Genomic DNA, 24,084 nt, shown 5'->3' on the forward strand with positions numbered 1-24,084 from the left:
CCGCTCAGTCCTTGGCTTCGATCAGCGCCGCCACATCCGGGCTGAGCTGTGATAGGGTGCTCTTGAGCAGCGGTGCGGTCGCCTTCTGCCATTCCGCGAATTCGGGCATCTCAGGCGAGAGAATGGTGACCTGAAGGCCGCGATCCTTGTATTGCTTGGTCAGCTGATCGATTTCCTCGACGATCGCCTTGCGGTTGGAATGGCTTGCCTCGTCCACCGCCTTGAGGAGTGCCGCGCGGTCCTGCTCGGGCAGGCCTTCGATCCACTGCTTGTTGGCAGCCCATCCCATCATGGTGGTGCCCAGGAACGATGCCGGCACCAGCACATATTTGGAGACTTCATACATGCGCTGGCTGTCCACACCCTGGAAACCCAGGATCACCGCATCGACCGTGCCATACTGCATGGCGGAATAGACATCCGCGAACGGGATCGACACCGGCGAGCCGCCGAAGGCGCGCACCGCTTCCGCCTGGCCTTCCGAGAACACGCGCACCTTCTTGCCCTTGAAATCGGCGGGCGTCTTCAGCGGAACGTTCGAGACCACCGCCGGGGGGCCAAGATCCGCAAGGCCCAGAAGGACCGTGTTCTTCTCGTCGAACTTCTGCTTCAGCGCGTCCATGAGCCCGTTGGGCTTCTCGATGAGCGCGTCGAGCTCCGCCATGGTCAGGCCTGTGGGCGCATCCATGAGCTTAGTGTCGGGCACCGTGCCAGACCAGCCATTGACCGTGATCCAGCCGAATTTCACCTGACCCATTGGAATGCCGACCGGCATGTCCTTGTCCTGGGCGAGCTGGCCGCCCGGGAAATGCTGCAGCGTGATGGTGTTCGGCTGTGCCTTCTTGAGTGCCTCCTCGAGCGCCGGCACGAACTGCCGCACACCGATATGATTGGCGCCACCCCAGGTGGCCAGAGGCACGGTCGTCTGCGCTTGGGCGCCGGCGGTCGCGGTGAGCAATGCAGCCGCAATCGACAGACCGGCGGCGGCAATTCGTCCGAAATGCATCATCGGTTTCCTCCATATCGCCGGCCCTTGCCGAGGCCGGGACTTTCTCTCGGTTACTTTCCGTCGAACCGCTTGACCATCCGCGTGGCGGTATAGGTCAGAACGGTCTCGCCCTTCTGATTGACCACGTTGTTCACCGCCGTGACGATGCCGCGGCCGGGCTTCGAAGTGGGCCGCGCTTCCGTCACCTCGCATTGAACGTGGATCGTGTCGCCGGCAAAGACCGGCTTATGGACTTTCAGTTCCATGCCGAGAAAGGCAAGGCCCGTATGCTGCATCACCGATTGCATGAGCAGCCCCTCGGCGAAGCTATAGACGAGCGCGCCAGGCGCGAGCCGGCCTTTGATGAGCGATTCGTTCTCGAGATAGTCGAGGTTCGTGAAAAGGACCTCGAGCATGCCCGTGACGCAGACGAAATTCGTGATATCCGCTTCCGTCACCGTTCGTCCGACGGTCTTGAAACGGCGTCCGATCGTCCACTCCTCGAAGGGAATGCCAAGACCGACCGTCGGCAGGTCTGCCGCGTCTTGATTTTTATGCATGAGAACTCCTGGGGCCTGGATAGCGGGGGCTGTCGTGTTCCACGCAGCCGCTCTTGTTCATGATCCTGTATGTTCGTACACCATCGTGAATTGATGGGTCAACTCCGATGCACGCCGATTTTGCCGCAGTCCACATCAAGGCGCAGCAAATTGAGCAAGTCCTTGCTTTATCTGCAAAGTTGCGTCGAGCCCCGTGGATTTAGGACCGGCAGGGGAGGTCAGTGGACCCCGAATTCGACCTGCCGGGCCATATAGCGGTCGATCTCTTCCCTGAGGCTCGCCACAAGCTCCGGCACCCGGTCTGCCGTTCGATAGGCGGGGCCGGCAACCATCAGGCAGAACTGCCGGTCTTTGAGGGGAAGAGGGATGGCAACGCCGAGCAGGTCCGGCGAATAGCCATTATTGTTCATGAACCAGCCACGCTTGCTGGAAAGCTCGATTTCGGCCTCGACCTCTTCCGGTGTCATCAATGCGGCGGGAGCAAAGCGGATATATTCGGATTTGCGCAGCACCGCCGCGCGCTCCTTGGGCGAGACCATCGACAGGATGGCCCGGCCCGCAGACGTGGCATGAAGAGGAACCCGCTGGCCCACATGGGCAAAATAGCGGATGGGAGAGCTCGATTCGACCACTTCCAGAAAGATCGCGCTGAGGCCCGAAAGCGCCGCGAGAACAGCCGTCTCGCCTGTCTTCGCCGCAATGTTGGCCACCATCTGGCGGAGATCATCGGAGAGCGGACCATCCGCCACCATGTCTTGGGCAAGGCTCAAAAGCCGGTGGGTCGGATAATATCCGCCGCGATATTTCGGCTCGTAGAGCAGCCCCATCTTGCTCAAAGTTTCGATGAGGTTGAAGGTGCTCGAGCGTGGCCAGCCGAAATGATCAGCGATCTCCGACAGGGTCGCCGGGCTTCTCCGCGATGCGAAGAATTCCAGGATCTGGATGGCATACTGGACCTGCTTGACGATCATTGGCGGCCGGAAACTCGTGAACCAGGAAAACGACTTCCTCTAGCCCATTGCCCGATAGCAAGGCAATGATCCGGCAAGAAACGGATGAATGGGACAAGCGACCGAAAGACCGGACTCGGATTTCTTGCCTGTGGAACGGCCGCCAATCCTCTGGCGGCGGATGGGTCAGGACCTGAAGGGGTCTGAGGTCGATCGCAAGCGATTGACGTCGAAAACTGTGCCGGAAACGCGATTCCGGCCTGCATTCTTGGCGATATAGAGCTGCTGGTCAGCCTCTTTGATCCACCATTCGGGCTTGGCCCCGTTGACACATGGCGCCGATGCCACGCCCACGCTCACCGTCACATAGGGGGCTGCGTCGGAGCTTGGATGGGGAATTTCAAGGGCTTCGATGCGGTGCTGGATCATGCGTGCCATGTCCATTGCTTCCTCGAAGGACGTATCCGGCAGCACGCAGGCAAACTCCTCACCACCGTAGCGCGCGGCCAGATCCTCACCGCCGAACATCGCTCGGGTCAGGGCGGCGGCGACCATCATGATGCAACGGTCGCCCGCTGTATGCCCGAAGCGGTCATTGAAGCGTTTGAAGAAGTCGATATCGAGAATGATGACCGACAAAGGCCGCTCCGACCGCGCCAGTCGCGAGGTCTCGCGGTCCAGCGCCGTCTCGAGGCCGCGCCGGTTGCTCAATCCTGTGAGCGCGTCCGTGATGGCAAGCTTGGCCAGCTCATCCCGCATGCGCTTGATTTCGATGTGATTGTTGATTCGGAGCTTGACCACCTCAGGAGAGAGCGGCTTCGCGATGCAGTCCACCGCCCCGAGCGACAGGCCCTTCAGTTCCGCACTGGGGTCATCGGGCGAGCGCATCAGGATGATCGGCACATCGGCGAGGACAGGATTGTCCTTCAACCGGTGACAGACCTCATAGCCGTCCATGCCCGGCATATGGATATCGAGCACGATGAGATCGGGCAGCATCAACGAGGCAAGCTCGACGGCCTCTTCACCTGACCCGGCCATGTAGACGTCGTAATCGCTCTCGAGCACCGCGGCGAGCGGAGCGATCTCGTGCCGCTCATCATCGAGCAGCAGGATGGTGCCGCGGGCGCTCATTGCCCAAGGCTCCCACAGCAGAGCTCGCGGCGCAAATCCGGCAGAATAATCCCGACGGCATCACATCGATTGCGAGGGAGGTGAAGCCCAATGTCTTGCCTGCCCCCCATCTTGATGCGGCAATGCCCAGAGCGAACGAGCGCGAATGCAGAAAGCAAAATCATCCGACCGTGCCGTAGTGGCGCCGCCTGCCCGTAGGTCATGACAAGTCCGTAGGTGTCCTCGGAGTTGCGGTTTCCCCTTACCCGCGGCACGGGATACTATGTGATGGGGTTGCCATAAACCAGCGCAATATGCGCCTGATCAACGAGAATTCCATGGGATGGAGAACGCCAGCGCTGCCAATGCTGCTATTCGGCTGATGAAGGCGTATCTCTCCTTGTCTATTCGATTGCTTTTCTTCGCTCCGCGAGCACTATTGCCGGAAGTTCTCACTCGGGAAATCACATTCGGCGCGAGATGGTGCAGCCATGAGCGTGTTTTTAGATCGGGCGCGGCTCGGGGTGATTATCGCTCTCATTTCAGCTCTGACGCTCGCAATCAATGATGTTTCCGTGCCTTTTTCTTATGAACGGGGCTTCAATCCGCCCACCGTTGTTCTGATCCGCTATCTCTTCCTCGTGCTGGCACTCGCCATCTTGCTGCCGCTCATGAATCATCCCCTGCGCCTGCCCGCGGGCGCTGTAGGACATGCCATGGGGAGCGGCGTTTGCGCGTCCCTTGGGACATTGGGCCTTCTCGGGTCCTTTGCCTATATCCCGGTAAGCCTGGCGGTCGTCGTGCTCTACATCTTTCCCTTCCTCACCGCGTTGATGGAAGCGATCTACCGTCGGCAGGTGCCGACCCCGATTGAGCTCGCCTGTCCGCTGGTCGCTTTGCTGGGCATCGGCATGGCGATCGGCCTTGAGCCCCAAGCGCTCGATCCTCGCGGTCTGCTGCTCGCCGCCTTGAGCGCTGTAGGCTATGCCGCATCGTTCTTCTGGAACAGCATCGCCTTACGCGACCACGACGGCACCACCGTAACCTTCTACATCGCCTCAGCCGGCGTGATCATCGTCAGCGCCTATGTTTTTACTATTCACGGCTTTGCCTCCGCACCCTTCTCGCTCGATGGCTGGCTGCCCGTGCTGTTTACCAGTCTTTTCTTCACCATCGCCTGTGTCTGCATGTTCAAATCGGTTGAGCTCTCAGGCGGCCCGACCGCGGCCATGGTGCTCAATCTTGAACCGATCTTCGTGGTTCTCCTTGCCGGACTTTTTCTCGCCGAGAGCTGGACTTGGTCGCGAGTCTTAGGATGTTTGCTGGTGGTTGCCGCGGTCATCACGGCTGAGATCTGGCGGACGACCCGCGCGCCGAAGCCAGCGCTGACATAGACTCGCCACTGCTTCTCAAGGTTGTGCGTTTGGTGGTTTCCCGCTCAAATTGAGTCTGAGCCAACGCTTAGATTCGGGGAGTGGCGATGGGCGTGGATATTGCAGGCCTACAGCTCATTTTGCTGGCCAAGAAAACTCATGGCCTTGATCTGTCAGATGTGGCGACGCTTGGCCGCCAGATGATTTACTTCAGCCCGAAGCAACTGCAGCGGGTTGCGCATCTCGGGCTGCCGGTTAAGGCGGAGAGTTATGCCGAGGAGCTGCTTCGTGCGCTTGGTGCGGCGAATCTGACATCCTTGGACGCAAGTGACTATGAGGGGGCGGATGTCATTGTGGACTTCAACAAGCCGTTGCCCCTAACGCTCGCAGGCAGCTTTTCCACCTATATAGATTTCGGCTCGATGGAGCACATTTTCGATGTGCGCCAAGTAATTCTGAACATCAATCACATTCTTCGCGAGCACGGAACGGCCCTGATCCTGACCATTTGCGATGGGCAAGCGGGGCACGGCTTCTACCAATATTCACCGGAGTTCTTTTACACGGTCTTTTCGGAGGCCAATGGATTCGCCAATACCAATGTCTATCTGATTGACGCGGACGCGTACCGCTACTGGTACAAGGTTGACCCGCCATCCGCTTTGGGCCGTCGTGTCATGACACCTGTGGCACCGCTTTTGATCGCCTGCGTTACCACAAAGCGGCACGGCGTCGGGGACATCACGGCCGTTCAATCTGATTACGCCAATTGCTATTGGCGAGGCCTTGATGAACGAAAACCCACCAAGAAATTGGGGAAATTAGCCGCGCGCTGGGCGGTTCTATCCCGTTATGCCGGCCTGTTTGGCCCTCTGGTTGGCCGCGAGCGTCGCTTCCACGCGGCGGCCAAGATTATTGATATCCGCGCCATGATCGGCATCTAAGATGACGGCGGATGCCACAAACATATCTGCTGTCGATCATGTATTCGCATGTTATTTTCTGCAAAAACATTTTTATTATTGCCAGATCTCGGAATTTTTCAGAGTTTGTGTTGATTTGTGATCCGGTGGGTGAGCGGGTTGACGCTGCGAGCCCTCTGGATTATCAAGCGCGTCGATGCGATATACAGATTTTTCTCGACTGCTTGCCGCCCAATCCTTGATGTCTGGGCCAAGATCATCCCAGCCGAACACTGAACGGAACCATCGCCAGCCCCGTCCATTGGCCGACCCAGGAATGTCGGTTAATGCGAAGAGAATGCCTCATTTGAGCAAGAGTCGCCCTTTTGCGTCATGCTTCGCTGAAGAGGGCGGGCTGTGTCGGTGGGGCGGAAATCGGCAAGCCGGGGATAGTGGGGGCGAGTGCCGGGCATGACGGCTGGGACGAGCACATGCATCAAGGTGAGCGGTCTCACCAAGATCTTTGGCGATCGTCCTGGTGAGGCGCTGAAACTGGCGCGGTCGAATGTCGGACGCAATGAGATCCTCGAGCGCACGGGTTGCGTGCTGGGCTTGCGCAATGTCTCCTTTGAGGTTGCTCAGGGCGAGATCCTGATCGTGATGGGCCTGTCGGGATCAGGCAAGTCGACGACGCTTCGCTGCATCAACCGCCTGATCGATCCCAGCGAGGGCAGTATCACCGTCGACGGCACCGAGGTCACCGAGCTCTCCGATCGCGACCTTCTGGCCTTCCGCCGAGCTAAATTCGGCATGGTCTTTCAGCAATTCGCGCTATTTCCCCACCGCTCGATTGCAGCCAATGTGGAATATGGGCTGGAGATCCAGGGCATCCCGCCGGCAGTGCGTCGCAAGCGGGCCTTGGAGGCGATCGAGCTCGTCGGGCTCAAAGGCTGGGAGAGCGCATTGCCGGCCCAGCTCTCCGGAGGCATGCAGCAGCGCGCAGGTCTCGCCCGGGCGCTGGCGGTCGATGCCAACATCCTGCTCATGGATGAGGCCTTCTCGGCCCTTGATCCGCTAATCCGCCGCGATATGCAGCGCGAGCTGGTGGCGCTGCAGAAATCGCTGAAAAAAACCATCGTCTTCGTGTCCCACGACCTCGACGAGGCGATTGCGCTGGGCGGCCGTATCGTTCTCATGCGCGACGGCGAGATCGTTCAGCAGGGAACGGCACTGGAATTTCTCACCGATCCGGCCGATGATTATGTCGAGCGCTTCGTCGCCCATATCGATGTTCTGGGTGTGCTCAAGGCGCGCGACGTGATGCGGCCGCTCTCCGAGGCGCCGCCGAATAGCAATGCGAGTGAGCTGCCGAGAATTCCGGGCGCGACCACGTTGCGCGCAGCCCTTGCGGTGCTGGCCTCCGGTGTGGCGGCCGTATCGGTGATGGGTGATGACGGCAGCCCTGCGGGCCTCTTGACTGAGCACGGTGTCATCGCCGCGCTGGCCGCGCAGCACCGGCGGGAAGCCGCCGTAACCGGCTGATCCGGAGGAGTTGAATGAACTGGGAGATCCCACGCTTTCCTCTCGCGGAGCTGGCCGATATCGCCTTGAGCTGGCTCACGGTCACCTTCTCCGGCGTGACACGGGCGGTGAGCCGTGTCGTGTCGAGCTGGCTGGATGCTGCAACCAGCGGTCTGCTTTGGTTGCCGCCCTGGCTCGTCCTGATCCTGGCTGCGATTCTCGTATGGTGGCTGGCAGGGCGCCGGGTCGCTCTGCTGACCTTCCTCGGGTTGGCATTCCTCTGGAATCTCGGCCTGTGGACGGCAACCATCCAGACCATCGTGCTGGTGGTGTTCTCAACCCTCATCGCCATCATCATCGGCGTGCCGCTCGGCATTCTCGCGGCGGTTCGGCCGCGGGTCTGGAAGGCCATCAGTCCGCTGCTCGACATGATGCAGACGATGCCCTCCTTCGTCTATCTTATACCGGCCATTCCCTTCTTCGGACTGGGCGCGGTGTCGGCCTGCTTCGCGACCATCGTCTTCGCCATGCCCCCGACCATCCGCTTGACCGCCCTTGGCATTCTCCAGACCCCTCCGCAGCTCATCGAGGCTGCCGATGCCTTTGGTTCGAGCCGGATGCAGAAGCTCGTGAAGGTGGAACTGCCTCTGGCGGTGCCGACCATCATGGCGGGGATCAACCAGACCATCATGCTGGCGCTCTCCATGGTGGTGATCGCCGCGATGATCGGCGCGGGCGGCCTCGGCGGCGAGGTCTGGCGCGCCATTCAGCGGCTGGAGGCGGGCCAGGGGGTCCAGGCGGGCATTGCCATCGTGCTCCTGGCCATCATTCTCGATCGGATCACCCAGCAGATCGCGCGACGGCTCCAGGCAGAGGCCCGGGGCAGCGCCACCCCATCGGAGGCCGGCGCCAACCCGGCCGAAGATCAACCGAAACCGGCATGACAACACAAGGGAGAGGACAATGCTGACCAGACGTTCGACACTGCTCGGGGCTGCCGGGCTGGCGCTTGCGAGCATGATCGCGGGCGGATCGGCGGATGCTGCCGAGAAAGACGTGACCATCGCCTATGTGGAATGGTCTGACGCCGTGGTGGCCACCAACGTCATCAAGACGGTTCTCGAAGACGCCGGATACAATGTGAAGATCGTTCCTCTTTCTGGCGCTGCCATGTGGCAGGCGGTGGCGACCGGCGAGGCGGACGCCATGGTGGCCGCCTGGCTTCCTGCCACCCATCAGGCCTATTACGAGAAGCTGAAGGACCAGGTCGAAGATCTGGGCCCCAACGTCTCTGGCGCCAAGATCGGCTGGGCTGTCCCGACCTACGTGGCCGATGTGAACTCAATGGAGGATCTCAAGGACAAGGCCTCGGAGTTCAAAGGGCAGGTCATTGGCATCGACCCCGGCGCCGGGCTAATGAAGGCGTCCGAAAACGCCATCAAGGAATACGACCTGCCGCTGAAGCTGATCGAGGGGTCGGATGCGACCATGGTCGCGGCGCTCAAGGATGCCTATGGCAAGAAAGAGCCGATCATCGTGACGACTTGGACGCCGCACTGGATGCATTCGAGCTTCGAGCTCAAATATCTCAAGGATCCGAAGGGCGTGTTCGGCGGTGAGGAAACCGTCAATACGGTCGTCCGCAAGGGGCTGAAGGAGGATGATCCGAAGCTCTATGCGATTCTCGACAATTTCGCGCTGAGCCTCGATCAGGAACAGGCGGTGATGCTCGAGAACGAGCAGCCCGGCGCCAACCCGGCCGAGACGGCCAAGAAATGGGTCGAGGCCAATAAGGCGACCGTCGATCAGTGGCTGAAGTGAACTGAAACAATCACACGCCGGGGGCGGGCTTGAAGCCCGCTCCCCCTAGGCAGCGGTTGGACGATGAGCTCCTCTCCGCACGAAGTAGCTTGGATGCGTCTCCTGTCCACCGCGCTCGAACGCTCTAAGCCTGTAGACCGGATTTCGGCATGAGCAGGCTGGTGCCCTTTACGATCACGGCATCCTCACCGGTGCTGTTGATGAGCCGCCCGGTCATACGCACCAAATAGCCGCCAAGACTGGCCTTTGGCGAAAGATCATCGATCGTCCATGCGATGGTGGCGCGCTCGCCGGCGCGAATCGCCCGTCGCAACGTGTAGTCGAATTGCAGGCCCAGCGACGCACAGCGCTCGCTGAGAAAACTCGCGACCGGTCCGGTGGTCACCGCCATCGTATGCGTGCCGCTGGCGATCAGCCCGCCGAAGCGCGTCGTCCGAGCAAAGGCTTCATCATGGTGCAGCGGATTGTCATCCATCGCCAGCCTGGCGAAGGCCTTGACCGTCTCCACGTCGAACAGGACGTCCCGAGTGAAGGTCTCGCCCACCGAGAAGGGCGGCACCCACCCGCCATCGGCTCCCTCTAATACGCTCAACTCATACTCCTGAAATCTAGAGGCCCGACAGTGCGGCCTGGCCTGGCAGTGAGGACGACGCTCAAAGAACGCCCCCGTCATGGCGTGATACTATGGATCGGGGCCGTCCGGTTCAACGACGACCTATCCTCGTCATTTGGTGTCAGGGTCCGCTGGTGCTGTTCTCATCAGCATCTCTTGCCGCGCCTGCCAGGTCTCGGCGCTTTGCGGCTTTATGAAAATGGTGGTGACCTCGGGCCGACTATGGCGGAGCTGCGCCTCGATGCGCTCGACGCAAGCTTCGACCGCCGTCACCGTCAGCGTGTCCTGAAATTCAATGCTGAGGCCCACCACCACCTGATCAGGCCCGGTATGGACGCTGACGAGCCCATTGACGCGCTGCACGTCGGGATCGCCGGCAGCTGCCGCCGTGATGCTGGCCTCCACATCGGGCAAAGCGCGCTCGCCGATCAGCAGGCCTTTGCTTTCCCGCGCCAGCAGAACGGCGGTGCCGGCAAGCACCAGCCCGACGCCGATCGAGGCGAGCCCGTCGAAAAAAGGAGCATTGAGCACATAGGCGGCAGTGATGCCGAGCGCGGCAATGAGCAGGCCGAGGAGGGCAGCGCTGTCCTCGAACAGCACGGTGAACGTGGTCGGATCCTTGCTCTGCCTGATGGCGGCGAAATAGCCAAGCCGCCCCTTTTCTCGCCGGAAGATCCTGAGGGCAACCAGCCAGGAAGCCGCCTCGAACAGGGCGGATGCGCCCAGAACCACATAGCTTATCGTCACGTTGCGAATGGGCTCGGGACGGAGAATGTGATTGACGCCCTCATAGAGCGATACCCCGGCGCCGAGAGCGAAGATGAGGACGGCGACGACGAAGCTCCAGAAATAGATCTCGCGACCATGTCCAAGGGGGTGTGTGTAATCCGCTGGCCGCGACGCCCGCCGGATTCCATAAAGCAGCAGAACCTCATTGCCGCTATCGACCAGCGAGTGGATGCCCTCGCTGAGCATGGCCGAGCTGCCGGTGAGCCATGCCGCAATGAACTTGGTGACGACAATCAGAAGATTGCCGATCAGGGCTGCATAGACCGCTTTCTTGGAGCCGCTATGCGCCGTCATGCGAGCAGTCCTCCCTGTCATTGGCCATGCATCCTGTCCCATGTGTCAAACGGGCCTATTTGCCCCGTCCCGCTTCTATGGTCTGCCTGAGCCCGCAAGAAAAGGGTTGATCATGAGCAGGTCAGTATCGGCCGTCTCCATCTGGAGCGGCATTCTTATGGCAGTCCTGGCGCTTGTCTGGGCTGGTATGGTCATCGGCGTGTCGGGTCTCGCAACGCCGGTGAAGTTTGAGGTTGCGGATCTCACCTTGCCCGTCGCGCTGGAGGTCGGCAACGTAACCTTCCAGCTCATGAACAAGGTCGAATGGGCTTTGGGCGCGCTGCTGCTGATCGCCGCGATCATCGCCCGTGGTCCTCGATGGCCTCTGGTGATGGCGCTGATCGCGCTCGTGCTGCTGGCTATGCAGTCGCTGTGGTTCTTGCCCGCACTCGCCGATCGCGTGGCGATCGTTGCGGCCGGAGGTACATTGCCGCCTGCCAGCTATCACATGTGGTATGTGCTGAGCGAAGCGATGAAGCTCATTGTGCTGCTGGCCTTGGGGATCGCCGCCATCAGGCGGGCAATCCCGCAGGACCAGCGCCTTTAGAACGGGCTGCCGCCAATTGAGCCGCCGGGTGCCGGCCCGCCGACCGCGTTGCCGCCGGGGCTGAACTTACCGATATTGGAGAAGAGCTGTTGCAGGATGGTCAGTTCCTTGCCGCGGGTCGGGGTCTGGCGGGTGTTGAAGTTGATCACGCGCCCGTCTTCGAGCCCATATGTTGCAAAGCTCTCCACCTGGTCGTTCTGATTGAAGCGAATCGCGAGAATCCGCCGGTCGACGACGGTGGGTTTGAAAAAGGCTTCTTGCTCCACCGTATCGGAAATATAATAGAAGCTGTCGCCGTGGAAATTGACGGTGGCCGTGGTCGAAGGGCTGCCGAGGAGTGCTTGCACTTCGGTCTTGCTCATTCCGGGCTGCACCTTCTGCAGGACATCGCCCTGGGGCAGATAGCCCCTATGGTCGACGACTGGGCTGCAGGCGGCGATGATGCTGGCAATTCCGATCGCGACGAGGCCGTTGCGAAGCACCGCACGGCGCGACAAATGTGAAGGACTGAGCACTCAATGGATCCCTTTAGCTTGAAGGGCGAACAACCCGACATTACCTGCTGCTCTTGGGTCTGAGTTAGCCCGGACTGAGCAATCTTGGCAAGCGCAGGGTCTCTCAACCCCCATCATCGGCTCTGGACATGATTTTCGATCGACTGCTTGGGCGGCGACGCCGCAACGGTACCCCTCGTGCCATCTATGACGCCATTGTGGCGCAGGCGCGGCAGCCTGAACTTTATACAGACCTTGGGGTGCCCGACACGCTGGAAGGGCGATTCGAGATGGTCGTGCTCCACACGCTCCTCGTTCTGCGCCGGCTGCGTCGCGAAGAGGGTCCGAGCTCGCCCTTGGGTGAGGATCTCTGCGCGGTCATGTTCAGTGACTTCGACCATAATCTGCGCGAGATCGGCGTGAGCGATCTTTCTGTGGGCAAGAAGGTGCGGAAATTGGCGGAAGCGTTCTACGGGCGGGGCAAGGCTCTCGATGATGCCTTCACGGCCGCGGATACGCGCGCCGCGATGAGCGCGCTCCTTGCACGAAATCTGATCGTCGAGAATGCTCCAGTTGGGAACAGCTTTGCGCATCTTGCAGATTACATCATCGCGACAGACAGGGCGCTCGATATGATGAGCATGGATGAGTTGATGGCGGCGCGTTTGGCCTTCATTCAGCCCTCGCAGCGGGGCGGCACGCTGCGCCCACGATCTGTTTCGCGCGAACAGGATGCAGCGCAGGGAACGGCCAATGGCTAACGAGGGCGAATCACCAACCGAGAGCGCCTCTGCCGGGTTTCACCGCCCGTTCGAGATCAATGCTCTCACCGAAGACGGCCAGGATGAGCGGCTTGTCGCCACCGAGCAGGAGCGGGAAGCCCTGGCGGGATGGCTCGGCCTTGCCAAGCTGGTGCGGCTTGAAGCCGAGCTTGCGCTGAAGCCCTGGCGGCGCAACGGATTGCGGGTCAGCGGCCGGCTCAAGGCGGATGTGGTCCAGATCTGTGTGGTAACCCTCGAGCCGCTCGAGCGCACCTATGAGCAGACATTCGAGCGAGCCTTCATCGAGGGCGCGGTTTTGGCTGAGCCGGTCGGCACGGAAGCCCTGATCGACATCGACCAGGATGATCCCCCGGACCCGATCGAGAATGGTGAAATCGATCTCGGCGCGGTTGTGGCAGAGGAGCTGGCGCTGGTCATCGATCCTTATCCGCGCAAGGAGGGCGCCGCCGTCGATTCGCGCTTTGAAACGAAATCTGAGGACAAGGCGGATGAGAATCCCTTTGCATCCCTGGCCATCCTGAAGAGAGCGGCGAACCCGAATGGCACGGAGAAATAGGCTTGGTGCGCACCGCTGCGCAGGTGTCATTCCCGTGTGTTTAGTTTCTTGTTGTTTCGACCGATCGAATGCGTATTGTGCCGAAGCCGATATCGGCCGGTCAGTCACAGCCCGGCGGCTGATGTCATGAGGGCCGTAACAGCTACGATTTATGCCTGATCCTCTAACCATAGCCATAGATGCGATGGGAGGTGACCGCGGGCCGGAGGTGGTCGTCCCCGGTGCGGATCTCGCCCTAGAGCGTCACCCTGACATCAGACTTCTGCTGTTTGGCGATCAAGCGAAGCTTGAGCCGGTGCTTGCGGGATTCCCGCGTGTCCGCGAGAAGTCGCAGGTCGTTCATGCCGATGTGGCGATCTCGATGGAGGAGAAGCCGAGCCAGGCTCTCCGCCGTGGCCGCAATGTCTCCAGCATGTGGGCGGCCATTGAGGCGGTGAAGGACCAACGCGCCGATGTGGTGGTTTCCGCCGGAAATACTGGCGCTTTGATGGCCATGGCCAAAGTGATCCTGAAGACCATGCCCGGCATTTCGCGCCCGGCAATTGCGGGCTTCTGGCCGACTCTGCGCGGTGATTCGATCGTACTGGACCTGGGCGCCACCATCGGGGCCGATGCGGACCAGCTCTTCGATTTCGCGGTCATGGGCGAGGCCATGGCCCGCTGCATGCTCGGTGTCGAGCGGCCCACGGTTGGTCTTCTGAATGTCGGCATCGAGGAAATGAAAGGCGTCGAGGAGGTGCGCGAAGCTGGCCGTCGCCTCCGTGAGGCCAAGCTGCCGATCGAATATTGTGGCTTCGTTGAGGGCGATGATCTCGGCAAGGGCACGGTGGATGTGTTCGTGATCGAAGGATTTACCGGTAATATCGCCCTCAAGGCCGCCGAAGGCACCGTGCGGCAGCTGACCACCTATTTGCGCGATGCCATGAACCGGTCGCTGCTCACCCGGATCGGTTATTTGCTCTCCCGCGGCGCCTTTGCGGCCCTCAAGGCCAGGCTCGATCCGCGGACGAAGAATGGGGGCGTCTTGCTCGGCTTGAATGGCATCGTGGTGAAAAGTCATGGTGGAACAGACGCGATCGGTTTTGCTGCCGCGATCGACGTTGCTGTGGAAACGACCCGGAACAATCTGATCGAGAAGATTGCAGCCGACCTTACCGCCAAATACAACGCCGCCCAGGCCGATGACAGCTCGGCACTGAACGCGGAAGGGGTTTGAGACATATGCGGCGTGCCGTCATCAAGGGCATCGGCTCCTATCTTCCCGCCAAGGTCCTCACCAATAATGATCTCGCCCAAATCGTCGACACCAGCGACGAATGGATTGTCGAGCGCACCGGCATTCGCCAGCGCTATGTGGCAGCCGAGGGCGAGACCACCTGTCATCTGGCCGTAGGCGCCGCGCGGGCAGCCCTCGCGGATGCGGGGATCGCAGCTGATGCGATCGACCTCATCATTCTGGCGACCTCGACCCCGGACAACACCTTTCCGGCAACCGCCACCTCCGTTCAAGCTGAACTCGGAATGACCCGTGGTGCGGCCTTCGATGTTCAGGCCGTCTGTTCGGGCTTCGTCTATGCCCTGTCGGTCGCCGACGCCATGCTGCGCGGGGGCGGCGCTGAGCGTGCCCTGGTGATCGGGGCGGAAACCTTCTCGCGAATTCTCGACTGGACCGACCGCACGACCTGTGTCCTGTTTGGCGATGGCGCAGGGGCCGTCGTTCTGGAAGTGGAGCAAGGGAATGGCGATATCGCCGATCGCGGCGTGCTCGCGACCCGGCTGCATTCCGACGGCCGTCACAAGGAAAAGCTTTACGTGGATGGCGGCCCGTCCAGCACTCAGACGGTTGGGCATCTCCGCATGGAAGGCAAGGAGGTGTTCAAGCACGCGGTCGTAAACATCGCCAATGTCATGGGCGAGACGCTGGCCGATGCCGGGCTCACCGCGGCGGATATCGACTGGGTGGTCCCGCACCAGGCCAATAAGCGCATTCTCGACAGCACCGCCAAACGCTTTGGTATCCCCGACAGCAAAGTGGTGCTGACCGTTGATATCCATGGCAACACCTCGGCCGCCTCCATTCCGCTGGCTCTTGATGTCGCGGTGAAGGACGGCCGTATCCGTCCCGGCGATCTCGTGCTGATCGAAGCTATGGGCGGTGGCTTCACCTGGGGGGCAGCCTTGGTGCGCTGGTAAGACACGCGTGCCCTGGTCCGACCGTTAGAGCATTTGCGAGCGAAGTGGATACCGGTTCGCGTGAAGAAATGCGACTAGGCAAAGAGCAAGCGTTTCGCGATTGAGAGAAAAGCAAAACGCTCTAGCGGGCGACCAGCGCCTTCATACCCGCTCGACGAAGCTTGCCAGCACCCGCTTTTCCCCGCCCTGATCGAAGTCGATCGTCAGCTTGTTGCCATCGACCGCGGTGATTGTGCCCTCGCCGAACTTGCCATGCAGCACCCGCTCGCCGCGCCGGAAGGGCACCGCGTCGGCATCCTCGCGCGCGATGAGCTCACCCTCGATGAAATGCGGCGCTGAGCGCACCGAAGCACCACTGTTGTAAGCCTGCCGGGCGCGCTTCCAACCAGGCGTGGTATAGTCGGTCTGGTACGGGTTCATCGTGTCGAAACGGCTTTCGCCAAAGCCCCAGCCGCGGCCATAGCTGCTATAGTTCGAGGAGGAGCGCTCAACCTCCACATCCTCTTCCGGCAATTCATCGATGAAGCGTGAGGGCAGGGCGCTCTGCCAAAGGGCATGCACCCGTCGGTTCTGAGCGAATGAAATCGTACAGAGCTTACGCGCTCTCGTAATCCCCACATAGGCCAGCCGGCGCTCTTCCTCGAGGCCCGCACGGCCATTCTCGTCTAGCGAACGCTGGTGCGGAAACAGGCCTTCCTCCCAGCCGGGAAGGAACACTGTATCAAATTCGAGACCCTTCGCCGAGTGCAGGGTCATGATGCTGACCTTATCGTCGGATGCCTGATTATCCGCATCCATGACCAGCGCGATATGCTCGAGGAAGCCGTTCATGGTTTCGAACTCGCCCATGGACCGGACGAGCTCCTTGAGGTTCTCGAGCCGCCCCGGCGCCTCCGGGCTCCGATCATTCTGCCACATGTCCGTATAGCCGGATTCATCCAGCACCATCTCGGCGATATCCGTATGGGGCATGCCATCGAGCAGCGAGCGCCAGCGGCGGAAGCTGAGCGTGAGCTGCTTCAGGGCCGTGCGCGCTTTTGCCGGCAGCTCGTCGGTTTGCACGATCCCTTCCGCTGCCTGGAACAGCGAGGTACCCTGCGCACGGGCGAGCTGATGCACCTTTTTGACGCTGGAATCACCGATGCCCCGCTTGGGCACGTTGATGATCCGCTCGAAGGCAAGGTCATTGTCCGGCTGCGCCGTCACTTTGAGATAGGCCAGCGCGTCGCGGATTTCCTGCCGCTCATAGAAGCGCGGACCGCCAATGACCTTGTAGGGCAGCCCCAAGGTGATGAAGCGGTCTTCGAATTCGCGCATCTGGAACGAAGCCCGCACCAGGATCGCCATTTCGTTATAGGCGTGGCCGCGTGCATGCGCCGTTTCGATCGCCTCGCCAATGGTGCGCGCTTCTTCCTCGGCATCCCAGTGCCCGCGCACCACCACTTTTTCGCCCGTGGCCACATCTGTGTGCAGCGTCTTGCCGAGCCGGCCCTCATTATGTGCAATCAGCCCTGAGGCTGCCGCGAGAATATGGCGTGTCGAGCGATAATTGCGCTCGAGCCGGATGACCTTCGCGCCCGGAAAATCCTTTTCGAAGCGCAGGATATTGTCGACATCCGCACCTCGCCAGCCATAGATCGACTGGTCGTCATCGCCCACGCAGCAGATGTTCTTATGTCCCTGCGCCAGAAGCCTCAGCCAGAGATACTGCGCGACATTGGTGTCCTGATACTCATCCACCAGCATATACTTGAACTTGCGCTGATAGGTCTGCAGCACCTCGCCATTGTCCTGAAACAGCCGGAGGGGCTCCAGCAAAAGGTCGCCGAAATCGCAGGCATTCAGCACCTTCATCCGGGCTTGATAATCTCCGTAGAGCTCGGCGCCGCGGCCATTGGCATAGGCATGGGACTCGCCCGCCGGCACCCGGTCAGGGGTGAGCCCGCGGTTCTTCCAGCTGTCGATAAGGCTTGCGAGATGGCGCGCCGGCCAGCGCTTCTCGTCGATCTCGGCCGCTGCGATCACCTGCTTGAGCAGGCGGATCTGGTCATCCGTATCCAGGATCGAGAAATCGGGCCTGAGCCCTGCAAGCTCCGCATGCCGTCTCAGGATCTTGACGCCGATCGAGTGGAACGTGCCGAGCCATTGCATGCCCTCGACCACGCCCCCGATCAGCATCCCGATGCGATCCTTCATCTCGCGCGCGGCCTTGTTGGTGAAAGTCACCGCGAGGATCTGTCCGGGAAAAGCACGACCGGTCGCCAGCACATGCGCCAAGCGCGTGGTCAAGACCCTGGTCTTGCCTGTTCCTGCCCCCGCCAGCACCAGCACCGGACCATCGAGCGTTTCGACCGCCTCCCGCTGCTCCGCATTGAGCCCGCGCAGATAGGGGGCATCACCCATGGGATGGGCCATCGCCCGCGCGGCAATGCTGCGACCCTTGGAGCCGCGTTCCTCTGGTCCGCCTCCCGACGGCATATCGTCGTCGAAATCGGACAGATCCATGGAGCGGGACGTCATCGTTCTGTATCCAGAGAAGAGCTCATGGGTCCTATATAGCATTGCTTGGCTATGATTCGACCCGTTGATCCCGCAACCCCGAGGTGCTAGGTCCGATCCAACTGTGCAACGGCGGGACGGGCAGGTGGAGGAGACCGAGCAGCAGCAGCGGTTGGGACAAACCCGATATATGGGTCTCGCCGCGATCATCGGCATCCTCGTTGGCTTCGCCGGCGCCGTCTTTCACCTCCTCATCGATTGGCTCATTGAATGGCCGAATTGGCTGGCAACGGTGATCGAAGGGCCTTGGCTGGTCGTCATTGCTGCCCTCCTCACGATGGTGATCACCATCGCCTCCGTCTATCTCGTGCATCATTATGCGCCCGAAGCCGGCGGCAGTGGCGTTCAGGAGATCGAGGGGGCGCTTGAGGGACTGCGCCAGCTTCACTGGCGACGCGTCCTGCCGGTCAAGTTCTTTGCGGGCCTGTTTTCGATCTCATCCGGCCTCGTGCTTGGCCGCGAGGGGCCGACCATTCACATCGGCGGCTCGATCGCTGCAGCCATCTCGGAATTCTCGCGATGCATCGACTTCGAGCGGCGCGGGCTTCTGGCCGCCGGGGCCGCCGGAGGTCTGGCCGCTGCGTTCAATGCCCCGCTCGCCGCAGTGCTGTTCGTGATCGAGGAAACCCATCGGCAGTTCCCCTATACCTTTCGCACCTATATGGGCGTGATCATTGCCTCATGCCTCGCCGCCGCTGTGGTCGAATCATTCGCCGGCGTTGAACCCGACCTGAATATCCCCTTGCAGGTAACCCCGCTCTGGGTTCTGCCAGCCTTCTTCATCCTCGGCTGCCTTCTCGGCCTCATTGGAGTTCTGCTCAATGCCGCACTGCTGGCCATGGCGGATTTCGGCGCGGCCTGCCATGCGCGAGCTCCTTATGCCTATGCTGCGATCGTGGGCCTGTTGACCGGGGCGCTCTTCGTGCTCGTGCCATGGTCGGTGAGTGGTGGCGAGAAGGTGATCGAGGCCTTGGCCAATCAGCCGCCGGCCTTCAGCCTGCTGCTCGGACTGGGCATTCTGCGCTTCATAACCACCGTGACCAGCTATTCGACGGGGGTGCCAGGCGGTATTTTCGCTCCAATCCTGACGCTTGCAACCTGCCTCGGCTTGGCCTTTGGCCAAATCGTCGACGGATTTCTGCCCGGTACCGATATCGCGGTCAGCGCATTTGCGGTCGCCGCCATGGGCGGCCTGTTCACCGCGAGCGTCAGGGCTCCGATCGTTGGGGTGGCGCTGGCCCTGGAGCTCACGGGGTCTTACGCGCTGCTCTTGCCCGTTATGGTCACCTGCGTCACCGCCAACATCATCGCCCATTGGGCCGGTGGCCGTCCGATCTACGAGCAGCTTCTTGACCGCACTCTGGCCCGGGCCGGCATTGATCCGCGCGCTGCAGCCTCCCGCGAGCCGATCGGACTGGGTTAGCCACACTTACGCGCTGGCAGCACGCGTCTGCGGGAACTCTAGCGCCCTGGCAAGCTCTTGGACTAAAGGTCCCGGCTCGCCAGAGCCAATGATCCTATCGTCGAGCCGAACCACCGAGCGCACGCCCAGCGCATTGCTGAGAATGATCTCGTCAGCCCGATAGAGTTCATCCGCTGTGAGCGATCGCTCGACGGCCTTGTGCTCGCTGATGATCTGAGCCCGCACCACTCCCGGCAGAACGCCATCCGCAAGCGGCGGGGTTTGCAGCACGCCATTGACCATCGCGAAGAGATTGGCAGCGCTCGCGCAAGCGACATGCCCAGCGCCATTGAGGAGGAGCGCATCCTCAGCGCGCCGCTCCTGCGCCTCGATCAGCGCCAGGATATTGTCGAGATAGCCGAGCGCTTTGATGCGCGACAGTGGCGAGTATTCGTTGCGTCGCGTTGAGCTGGCGATCACTGCCGAGATGCTCGTCTTGCGGCCAGCCCATGGGCTTGCGGTGATGATCACCGTCGGCATTGTCGGATCTGGCGGCAGAAGCCCGCGCGGTCCTTGCCCTCGCGTGATGGTGAGCCGCAGCGAGCCTTCGCGAAGGTCATTCACAGAAACCAGCGAAAGAAGGCGGGTGGTAAGGTCGAGATCGCGCAGGCCAAGCGGCAGCCGGAGCGTTTCGAGCCCCGCGCGCAATCGGGCAAGATGCGCCTCCAGGCGCAGAATTCTCCCCTCATGAACCGCGATTGTCTCGAACAGCCCATCGCCCAGGGTGAAGCCGCGATCGCTCAACCCGATGCCGGCCTCATCGGCCGATACAAGTCGCCCGTTAATCGAGATCTGCATGGAATGGCTGTCCGCTGGTGAGCTGCACCGCCTTGATCATCGCCCGCGCTTTGACCAGGCATTCCTCATATTCGTCTTGCGGGTCGCTATCGGCGACAATTCCGCCGCCCGCCTGGATGATGATCTGGCCATCGGCGATCACTGGCGAGCGGATCAGGATGCTCGAATCCATGCCGCCGGAAAAGCCGAGCCAGAAGGCCGAGCCGCAATAGGGACCGCGTGGTGCGACCTCGAGCTCGGCGATGATTTCCATGGCGCGGATCTTTGGCGCACCGGTGATGGAGCCGCCCGGAAAGGCTGCCCGTAACAGGTCGATCGCATCGAGTTCGGGCCGCAGCTTGGCCTCCACCACCGACACCAGGTGATGGACGGTCGGAAAACTCTCGAGCCCGAACAGGGTGGGGACCTTGACCGAGCCTGGCAGCGAGACGCGCGCAAGATCGTTGCGCATCAGATCAACGATCATCAGGTTCTCCGCCCGATCCTTCTCGCTTGCCATCAGTTCGCGGGCCAGTGCCTCATCCTCATGAGGCGTGCCACCCCGCGGCCGGGTGCCTTTGATCGGCCGGGTCTCAATGCGCCCGGCGCGATCAAGCTTGAGGAACCGCTCTGGTGAGACGGAGAGGAGGGCTGTATCGGTGTCGATCCTGAGAAAGGCGGAGAAGGGCGCCCGGCTCAGCGCACGCAGGCGCCGGTAAAGGGTGAACGCATCGAGCCCGTCGGGCAGGGGGGCGGTGAACCGTTGCGTGAAATTCGCCTGATAGATGTCTCCGGCGAGGATATAATCCTTAATCCGCTTGATCCGCCCGATATAGTCCTCATATGGCAATTCCGCCGTGACCCGCGCGCTGCCTGTCTCATCGATCGGCTCGAGTGCCGGAGCGCTTCCCAGCTGCTCGGCGAGCCAGCCGGCCCTGGCCTCCGCGCGGCTTAATCGCTCAGCCTCCTGCCTCGCTGGCAATCCCGAGGAGATGATCCAGGCCTGCTCGCGCGCGCAATCGAAGGCGGCGATCACGTCGTAGAGCCCGACGGCCATATCCGGGCAGGCAAGTGCTGGCCCATGCGGAGCGGGGATTTTCTCGAGATGACGGTTGAGCTCATAGCCGAGCAAGCCGGCAGCACCCCCCTGGAACGGCGGCAGCCCGCTTATCGGCGCAAGCTGGAACCGCCGCACCGTCTGTGCCAGCACATCCCAGGGATTGGCATGCGGAATGATTTCATCTGCCTCGCCCGCCCGACGCAGCTCTATCCGCCCGTCCTTGGCGATCACCGACGCGAAGGGAGAGGCGCAGATATAGGCATACCGTCCCCGTTCGGCCTCGACCACAGGGCAGTCGAACAGGATGGAAAGCGGCTCACTCGCCACCCGCTGAAATGCGGCCAGTGGGTCCCGGAACGGTATGCTATACACCACCGGCGCCGCGGCCGGAGAAGCGGCGGATGAAAGCTCAACGGGCAGAGCGACTGTCATTGGCGAATACTCCGCCGCCCCAATCCGACTTGCAGCGGCTCGCAACCCGAGCTCATGCCTTCCGCGGAATGCCCATGACATGCCCGACCTGAGGCGGGATCGGCAGATGCGCGTGGGCCTCGCGCATCGCGCGGATGCGTGCCAGCACGTCATCGGGGAAGGGAGCGCTCTTCTTCAGGCCCATATCCACATGCATGAACATTTGCTCGGAGGTGGCCGCGAGGAACCCTTCCTCCGCGTGGTACATCTGCTGGAAGATATGGCAGCGCTTGGTGTCGAAATCGAGGAGCTGAAGCGTGACCTTCACTGGCGCGTTCACGATCAGCTCGCGCAAATAGGTCACATGGGCTTCGAGAGTATAGAAGGAGGCGTTCCTCGCCTTGACGTAATCCGGTCCAAGGCCGAAGAGGGCGAAGGCTTCGTCCGAGCAGCGGTCGAACAGCACGTTATAATAGGCCATATTGAGATGGCCATTATAGTCGATCCATTGCGGCTCGACATGCATGGTCGTCGATTCGAAGGGTGCGGTATTGTCCATGAGCCTGTCTAACTCCCCCCAAGCATTTGCCAGAGCCGGCATGCGCGCCGGAATGCAAGCCATACCAGACGTTGGCGTCCGTGCAAGAGCGGCGGCGGCCAAAGTGGGCATCTGAGCGACAGTGAGGTGATCATGGCTGAGCCGGCCAGAACCAATGCGGAAAGCGCCTCGACCGAGGCCATTGCCCGCCTGCAAGCCCTTCTCGGCGACAGGCTTTCGACCGCGGAAGCGGTTCGCGACCAGCACGGGCGTGATCAGACCTGGAACGCTGCTGGGTTGCCCGACGCGGTGGCCTTTGTCGAGACCACGGAGGAGGTCCAGGCCATCGTGCAAGTCTGCGCCGAGACTCGGACCCCGGTGATCGCCTATGGCACTGGAACCTCGCTCGAAGGTCATATCACCGCACCATTTGGCGGAATCTCAGTCGATTTCAGCCGGATGGATCGCGTTCTTCAGGTGAATGTTCAAGATCTGGACTGCCGGGTGCAGCCAGGCCTCACCCGCAAGGCCTTGAACGAGCATCTGCGCGATACGGGGCTCTTCTTCCCCATCGATCCCGGGGCCGATGCGAGCATTGGCGGCATGGCGGCAACCCGCGCCTCCGGCACAAATGCCGTGCGCTATGGCACGATGCGGGACAATGTTATCAACCTGACCGCGGTCATGGCCAATGGCGAGGTGATCCGCACCGCGCGGCGTGCGCGCAAGTCCTCCGCCGGCTATGACCTGACCCGCCTGCTGGTGGGATCGGAAGGCACCCTCGGCATCATCACCGAGATCACTCTCAAGCTCTACGGCATTCCGGAGTCGATTGCCGCCGGCGTCTGCCCCTTCGCGACCCTCGACGGCGCCTGCCAGGCGGTGATCGAGACCATTCAACTGGGCATTCCGGTCGCGCGCATCGAGCTTCTCGATGCCGATCAGATCAGGCTGTGCAATGCCTATTCCAATCTCGGCCTTTCGGAGGTGCCCACCCTGTTCCTGGAATTCCACGGGACGGAAGCGGGCACCAAGAAGCAAAGCGAGCTCTTCGCCGAGATCGCGGCAGCCAATGGCGGCGGCGCCTTCGCTTGGGCGACCCACCAGGAGGATCGCAACAGGCTCTGGCAGGCGCGCCATGATGTCTTCTGGGCGGGCCGCGCCTATATGCCGGGCAAGGCCGCCTTGTCCACCGATGTCTGCGTGCCAATCTCCAGGCTGGCAGAATGCGTGACCGAGACGAAACGCGACCTCGAAGAACATGGGTTGTTTGGCCCGATCGTTGGTCATGTGGGCGATGGCAATTTCCACGTGCTTGTCTGCTGCGATATGACAGATTCCGCGGATGTGAAAGCTGTGAAGGCATTCACCGAGCGCCTGGCCGAGCGGGCACTCGCCATGGATGGCACCTGCACCGGTGAGCATGGGGTCGGTCGCGGCAAGATGCGGCTGCTCGAAGCAGAGCATGGGCCGGCTCTTGAGATCATGCGTCAGATCAAGCGCGCGCTTGATCCGCTGAACATTCTTAATCCCGGCAAGATTGTCGCATTCTAGTGCGAAAGGCGGCGTCGAATCTGAACTCTGGCGGCTATCGCGCGGACAACAAGACATGGTGAGCCCGATGATGGAGGTGGTAGGTCAGCGCGGCATTGATTATCTTGGGTTGCGTTCGCATTGAGTCACAGACGATCTCGATGGAAGGGATCACCTGTGTCGGGCCTGGCTGGTGAGGCGCATCTGCC

23 protein-coding genes are annotated in these 24,084 nt (G+C 61.4%); 12 read left to right on the forward strand and 11 right to left on the reverse strand.

What is annotated here, in order from left to right; genetic code table 11:
* Positions 1-4: 4 nt before the first annotated feature.
* From RCF49_RS20075 to RCF49_RS20090, 4 genes are all read right to left on the reverse strand, one after another.
* Complete coding sequence (locus RCF49_RS20075) at positions 5-1,009, reverse strand: TRAP transporter substrate-binding protein (protein WP_342641562.1); 1,005 nt, start codon at positions 1,007-1,009, stop codon at positions 5-7.
* 50 nt (positions 1,010-1,059) lie between these two features.
* The gene (locus RCF49_RS20080; protein WP_342641563.1) at positions 1,060-1,548 is read right to left on the reverse strand and encodes a MaoC family dehydratase; all 489 of its coding nucleotides are present in this window, start codon (positions 1,546-1,548) and stop codon (positions 1,060-1,062) included.
* 218 nt (positions 1,549-1,766) lie between these two features.
* A complete protein-coding gene (locus RCF49_RS20085; RefSeq protein ID WP_342641564.1) occupies positions 1,767-2,519 on the reverse strand; it encodes an IclR family transcriptional regulator in 753 nt (250 codons plus the stop codon).
* A gap of 165 nt (positions 2,520-2,684) precedes the next feature.
* Positions 2,685-3,632, reverse strand: coding sequence for a diguanylate cyclase (locus tag RCF49_RS20090; protein WP_342641565.1), 948 nt, complete (start codon positions 3,630-3,632; stop codon positions 2,685-2,687).
* Between the two features lie 470 nt (positions 3,633-4,102).
* Between RCF49_RS20090 and RCF49_RS20095 the strand changes: the two genes are divergently transcribed.
* The 5 genes from RCF49_RS20095 to RCF49_RS20115 all read left to right on the forward strand — a co-directional run bounded on the left by RCF49_RS20095 (position 4,103) and on the right by RCF49_RS20115 (position 9,228).
* Positions 4,103-5,005, forward strand: coding sequence for a DMT family transporter (locus RCF49_RS20095; protein ID WP_342641566.1), 903 nt, complete (start codon positions 4,103-4,105; stop codon positions 5,003-5,005).
* Between the two features lie 80 nt (positions 5,006-5,085).
* Positions 5,086-5,928 carry a hypothetical protein gene (locus RCF49_RS20100; RefSeq protein WP_342641567.1) on the forward strand — a complete coding sequence of 281 codons (843 nt, stop codon included), beginning with the start codon at positions 5,086-5,088 and terminating at the stop codon, positions 5,926-5,928.
* Positions 5,929-6,357: 429 nt separating this feature from the next.
* On the forward strand, positions 6,358-7,428 hold the full coding sequence (locus RCF49_RS20105; RefSeq protein ID WP_342641568.1) for a quaternary amine ABC transporter ATP-binding protein: 1,071 nt from the start codon (positions 6,358-6,360) through the stop codon (positions 7,426-7,428).
* 14 nt (positions 7,429-7,442) lie between these two features.
* Entirely contained in the window at positions 7,443-8,351 is a 909-nt protein-coding gene (locus RCF49_RS20110; protein ID WP_342641569.1) for an ABC transporter permease, read from the forward strand.
* A 19-nt stretch (positions 8,352-8,370) separates the two neighbouring features.
* The gene (locus RCF49_RS20115) at positions 8,371-9,228 is read left to right on the forward strand and encodes a glycine betaine ABC transporter substrate-binding protein (RefSeq protein WP_342641570.1); all 858 of its coding nucleotides are present in this window, start codon (positions 8,371-8,373) and stop codon (positions 9,226-9,228) included.
* Between the two features lie 124 nt (positions 9,229-9,352).
* Here the strand turns inward: RCF49_RS20115 and RCF49_RS20120 are convergent, their stop codons facing one another.
* Complete coding sequence (locus RCF49_RS20120; RefSeq protein ID WP_342641571.1) at positions 9,353-9,820, reverse strand: MaoC family dehydratase; 468 nt, start codon at positions 9,818-9,820, stop codon at positions 9,353-9,355.
* A 132-nt stretch (positions 9,821-9,952) separates the two neighbouring features.
* The gene (locus RCF49_RS20125) at positions 9,953-10,924 is read right to left on the reverse strand and encodes a cation diffusion facilitator family transporter (RefSeq protein ID WP_342641572.1); all 972 of its coding nucleotides are present in this window, start codon (positions 10,922-10,924) and stop codon (positions 9,953-9,955) included.
* A 112-nt stretch (positions 10,925-11,036) separates the two neighbouring features.
* Here RCF49_RS20125 and RCF49_RS20130 point away from each other — a divergent pair, with 112 nt between their 5' ends.
* Positions 11,037-11,510: a hypothetical protein gene (locus RCF49_RS20130; protein WP_342641573.1), complete on the forward strand. Its 474-nt coding sequence runs from the start codon at positions 11,037-11,039 to the stop codon at positions 11,508-11,510.
* Here the strand turns inward: RCF49_RS20130 and RCF49_RS20135 are convergent.
* Positions 11,507-12,025: an outer membrane protein assembly factor BamE gene (locus tag RCF49_RS20135; RefSeq protein WP_342641574.1), complete on the reverse strand. Its 519-nt coding sequence runs from the start codon at positions 12,023-12,025 to the stop codon at positions 11,507-11,509. The genes RCF49_RS20130 and RCF49_RS20135 overlap by 4 nt on opposite strands.
* Positions 12,026-12,153: 128 nt before the next feature.
* Between RCF49_RS20135 and RCF49_RS20140 the strand changes: the two genes are divergently transcribed.
* The 4 genes from RCF49_RS20140 (at position 12,154) to RCF49_RS20155 (ending at position 15,535) form a co-directional block, all read left to right on the forward strand.
* Positions 12,154-12,765 carry a ubiquinol-cytochrome C chaperone family protein gene (locus tag RCF49_RS20140; protein ID WP_342641575.1) on the forward strand — a complete coding sequence of 204 codons (612 nt, stop codon included), beginning with the start codon at positions 12,154-12,156 and terminating at the stop codon, positions 12,763-12,765.
* The gene (locus RCF49_RS20145; RefSeq protein ID WP_342641576.1) at positions 12,758-13,342 is read left to right on the forward strand and encodes a YceD family protein; all 585 of its coding nucleotides are present in this window, start codon (positions 12,758-12,760) and stop codon (positions 13,340-13,342) included. Before RCF49_RS20140 ends, RCF49_RS20145 begins: the two co-directional genes overlap by 8 nt.
* A 151-nt stretch (positions 13,343-13,493) precedes the next feature.
* Positions 13,494-14,558, forward strand: coding sequence for a phosphate acyltransferase PlsX (gene plsX, locus RCF49_RS20150; RefSeq protein ID WP_342641577.1), 1,065 nt, complete (start codon positions 13,494-13,496; stop codon positions 14,556-14,558).
* Positions 14,559-14,563: 5 nt separating this feature from the next.
* Positions 14,564-15,535, forward strand: coding sequence for a beta-ketoacyl-ACP synthase III (locus tag RCF49_RS20155; protein ID WP_342641578.1), 972 nt, complete (start codon positions 14,564-14,566; stop codon positions 15,533-15,535).
* Positions 15,536-15,676: 141 nt separating this feature from the next.
* Here the strand turns inward: RCF49_RS20155 and RCF49_RS20160 are convergent, their stop codons facing one another.
* Positions 15,677-18,055: an ATP-dependent helicase gene (locus RCF49_RS20160; RefSeq protein WP_432807344.1), complete on the reverse strand. Its 2,379-nt coding sequence runs from the start codon at positions 18,053-18,055 to the stop codon at positions 15,677-15,679.
* Between the two features lie 124 nt (positions 18,056-18,179).
* Here RCF49_RS20160 and clcA point away from each other — a divergent pair, with 124 nt between their 5' ends.
* Positions 18,180-19,517 (forward strand): H(+)/Cl(-) exchange transporter ClcA, encoded by a 1,338-nt coding sequence (gene clcA, locus RCF49_RS20165; RefSeq protein WP_342641579.1) that lies wholly within the window; start codon positions 18,180-18,182, stop codon positions 19,515-19,517.
* A gap of 6 nt (positions 19,518-19,523) precedes the next feature.
* On the opposite strand, the gene RCF49_RS20170 is transcribed toward clcA, so the two are convergent.
* From RCF49_RS20170 to RCF49_RS20180, 3 genes are read right to left on the reverse strand one after another with little or no spacing between them, the layout of a single operon-like run.
* Complete coding sequence (locus tag RCF49_RS20170; RefSeq protein ID WP_342641580.1) at positions 19,524-20,354, reverse strand: aminotransferase class IV; 831 nt, start codon at positions 20,352-20,354, stop codon at positions 19,524-19,526.
* Positions 20,338-21,825, reverse strand: coding sequence for an aminodeoxychorismate synthase component I (pabB, locus tag RCF49_RS20175; RefSeq protein ID WP_342641581.1), 1,488 nt, complete (start codon positions 21,823-21,825; stop codon positions 20,338-20,340). The genes RCF49_RS20170 and pabB overlap by 17 nt, the downstream gene beginning before the upstream one ends.
* 52 nt (positions 21,826-21,877) lie before the next feature.
* Positions 21,878-22,363, reverse strand: a complete 486-nt coding sequence (locus RCF49_RS20180; protein WP_342641582.1) for a thioesterase family protein — start codon at positions 22,361-22,363, stop codon at positions 21,878-21,880.
* 132 nt (positions 22,364-22,495) lie between these two features.
* Here RCF49_RS20180 and RCF49_RS20185 point away from each other — a divergent pair, with 132 nt between their 5' ends.
* Positions 22,496-23,896 carry an FAD-binding oxidoreductase gene (locus RCF49_RS20185; protein ID WP_342641583.1) on the forward strand — a complete coding sequence of 467 codons (1,401 nt, stop codon included), beginning with the start codon at positions 22,496-22,498 and terminating at the stop codon, positions 23,894-23,896.
* Positions 23,897-24,084 lie beyond the last annotated feature (188 nt).

It is taken from the genome of Rhodoligotrophos sp. CJ14 (assembly GCF_038811545.1).
Taxonomy (GTDB): domain Bacteria; phylum Pseudomonadota; class Alphaproteobacteria; order Rhizobiales; family Im1; genus Rhodoligotrophos; species Rhodoligotrophos ferricapiens.

What these genes read in the sequence shown, in the direction of transcription:
- RCF49_RS20075 (WP_342641562.1), bottom strand. Translation starts at nt 1,009, where the DNA reads ATGATGCATTTCGGACGAATTGCCGCCGCCGGTCTGTCGATTGCGGCT.
- RCF49_RS20080 (WP_342641563.1), bottom strand. Translation starts at nt 1,548, where the DNA reads ATGCATAAAAATCAAGACGCGGCAGACCTGCCGACGGTCGGTCTTGGC.
- RCF49_RS20085 (WP_342641564.1), bottom strand. Translation starts at nt 2,519, where the DNA reads ATGATCGTCAAGCAGGTCCAGTATGCCATCCAGATCCTGGAATTCTTC.
- RCF49_RS20090 (WP_342641565.1), bottom strand. Translation starts at nt 3,632, where the DNA reads ATGAGCGCCCGCGGCACCATCCTGCTGCTCGATGATGAGCGGCACGAG.
- RCF49_RS20095 (WP_342641566.1), top strand. Translation starts at nt 4,103, where the DNA reads ATGAGCGTGTTTTTAGATCGGGCGCGGCTCGGGGTGATTATCGCTCTC.
- RCF49_RS20105 (WP_342641568.1), top strand. Translation starts at nt 6,358, where the DNA reads ATGACGGCTGGGACGAGCACATGCATCAAGGTGAGCGGTCTCACCAAG.
- RCF49_RS20110 (WP_342641569.1), top strand. Translation starts at nt 7,443, where the DNA reads ATGAACTGGGAGATCCCACGCTTTCCTCTCGCGGAGCTGGCCGATATC.
- RCF49_RS20115 (WP_342641570.1), top strand. Translation starts at nt 8,371, where the DNA reads ATGCTGACCAGACGTTCGACACTGCTCGGGGCTGCCGGGCTGGCGCTT.
- RCF49_RS20125 (WP_342641572.1), bottom strand. Translation starts at nt 10,924, where the DNA reads ATGACGGCGCATAGCGGCTCCAAGAAAGCGGTCTATGCAGCCCTGATC.
- RCF49_RS20130 (WP_342641573.1), top strand. Translation starts at nt 11,037, where the DNA reads ATGAGCAGGTCAGTATCGGCCGTCTCCATCTGGAGCGGCATTCTTATG.
- RCF49_RS20140 (WP_342641575.1), top strand. Translation starts at nt 12,154, where the DNA reads ATGATTTTCGATCGACTGCTTGGGCGGCGACGCCGCAACGGTACCCCT.
- RCF49_RS20145 (WP_342641576.1), top strand. Translation starts at nt 12,758, where the DNA reads ATGGCTAACGAGGGCGAATCACCAACCGAGAGCGCCTCTGCCGGGTTT.
- plsX (WP_342641577.1), top strand. Translation starts at nt 13,494, where the DNA reads ATGCCTGATCCTCTAACCATAGCCATAGATGCGATGGGAGGTGACCGC.
- RCF49_RS20155 (WP_342641578.1), top strand. Translation starts at nt 14,564, where the DNA reads ATGCGGCGTGCCGTCATCAAGGGCATCGGCTCCTATCTTCCCGCCAAG.
- RCF49_RS20160 (WP_432807344.1), bottom strand. Translation starts at nt 18,055, where the DNA reads ATGACGTCCCGCTCCATGGATCTGTCCGATTTCGACGACGATATGCCG.
- RCF49_RS20170 (WP_342641580.1), bottom strand. Translation starts at nt 20,354, where the DNA reads ATGCAGATCTCGATTAACGGGCGACTTGTATCGGCCGATGAGGCCGGC.
- pabB (WP_342641581.1), bottom strand. Translation starts at nt 21,825, where the DNA reads ATGACAGTCGCTCTGCCCGTTGAGCTTTCATCCGCCGCTTCTCCGGCC.
- RCF49_RS20180 (WP_342641582.1), bottom strand. Translation starts at nt 22,363, where the DNA reads ATGGACAATACCGCACCCTTCGAATCGACGACCATGCATGTCGAGCCG.
- RCF49_RS20185 (WP_342641583.1), top strand. Translation starts at nt 22,496, where the DNA reads ATGGCTGAGCCGGCCAGAACCAATGCGGAAAGCGCCTCGACCGAGGCC.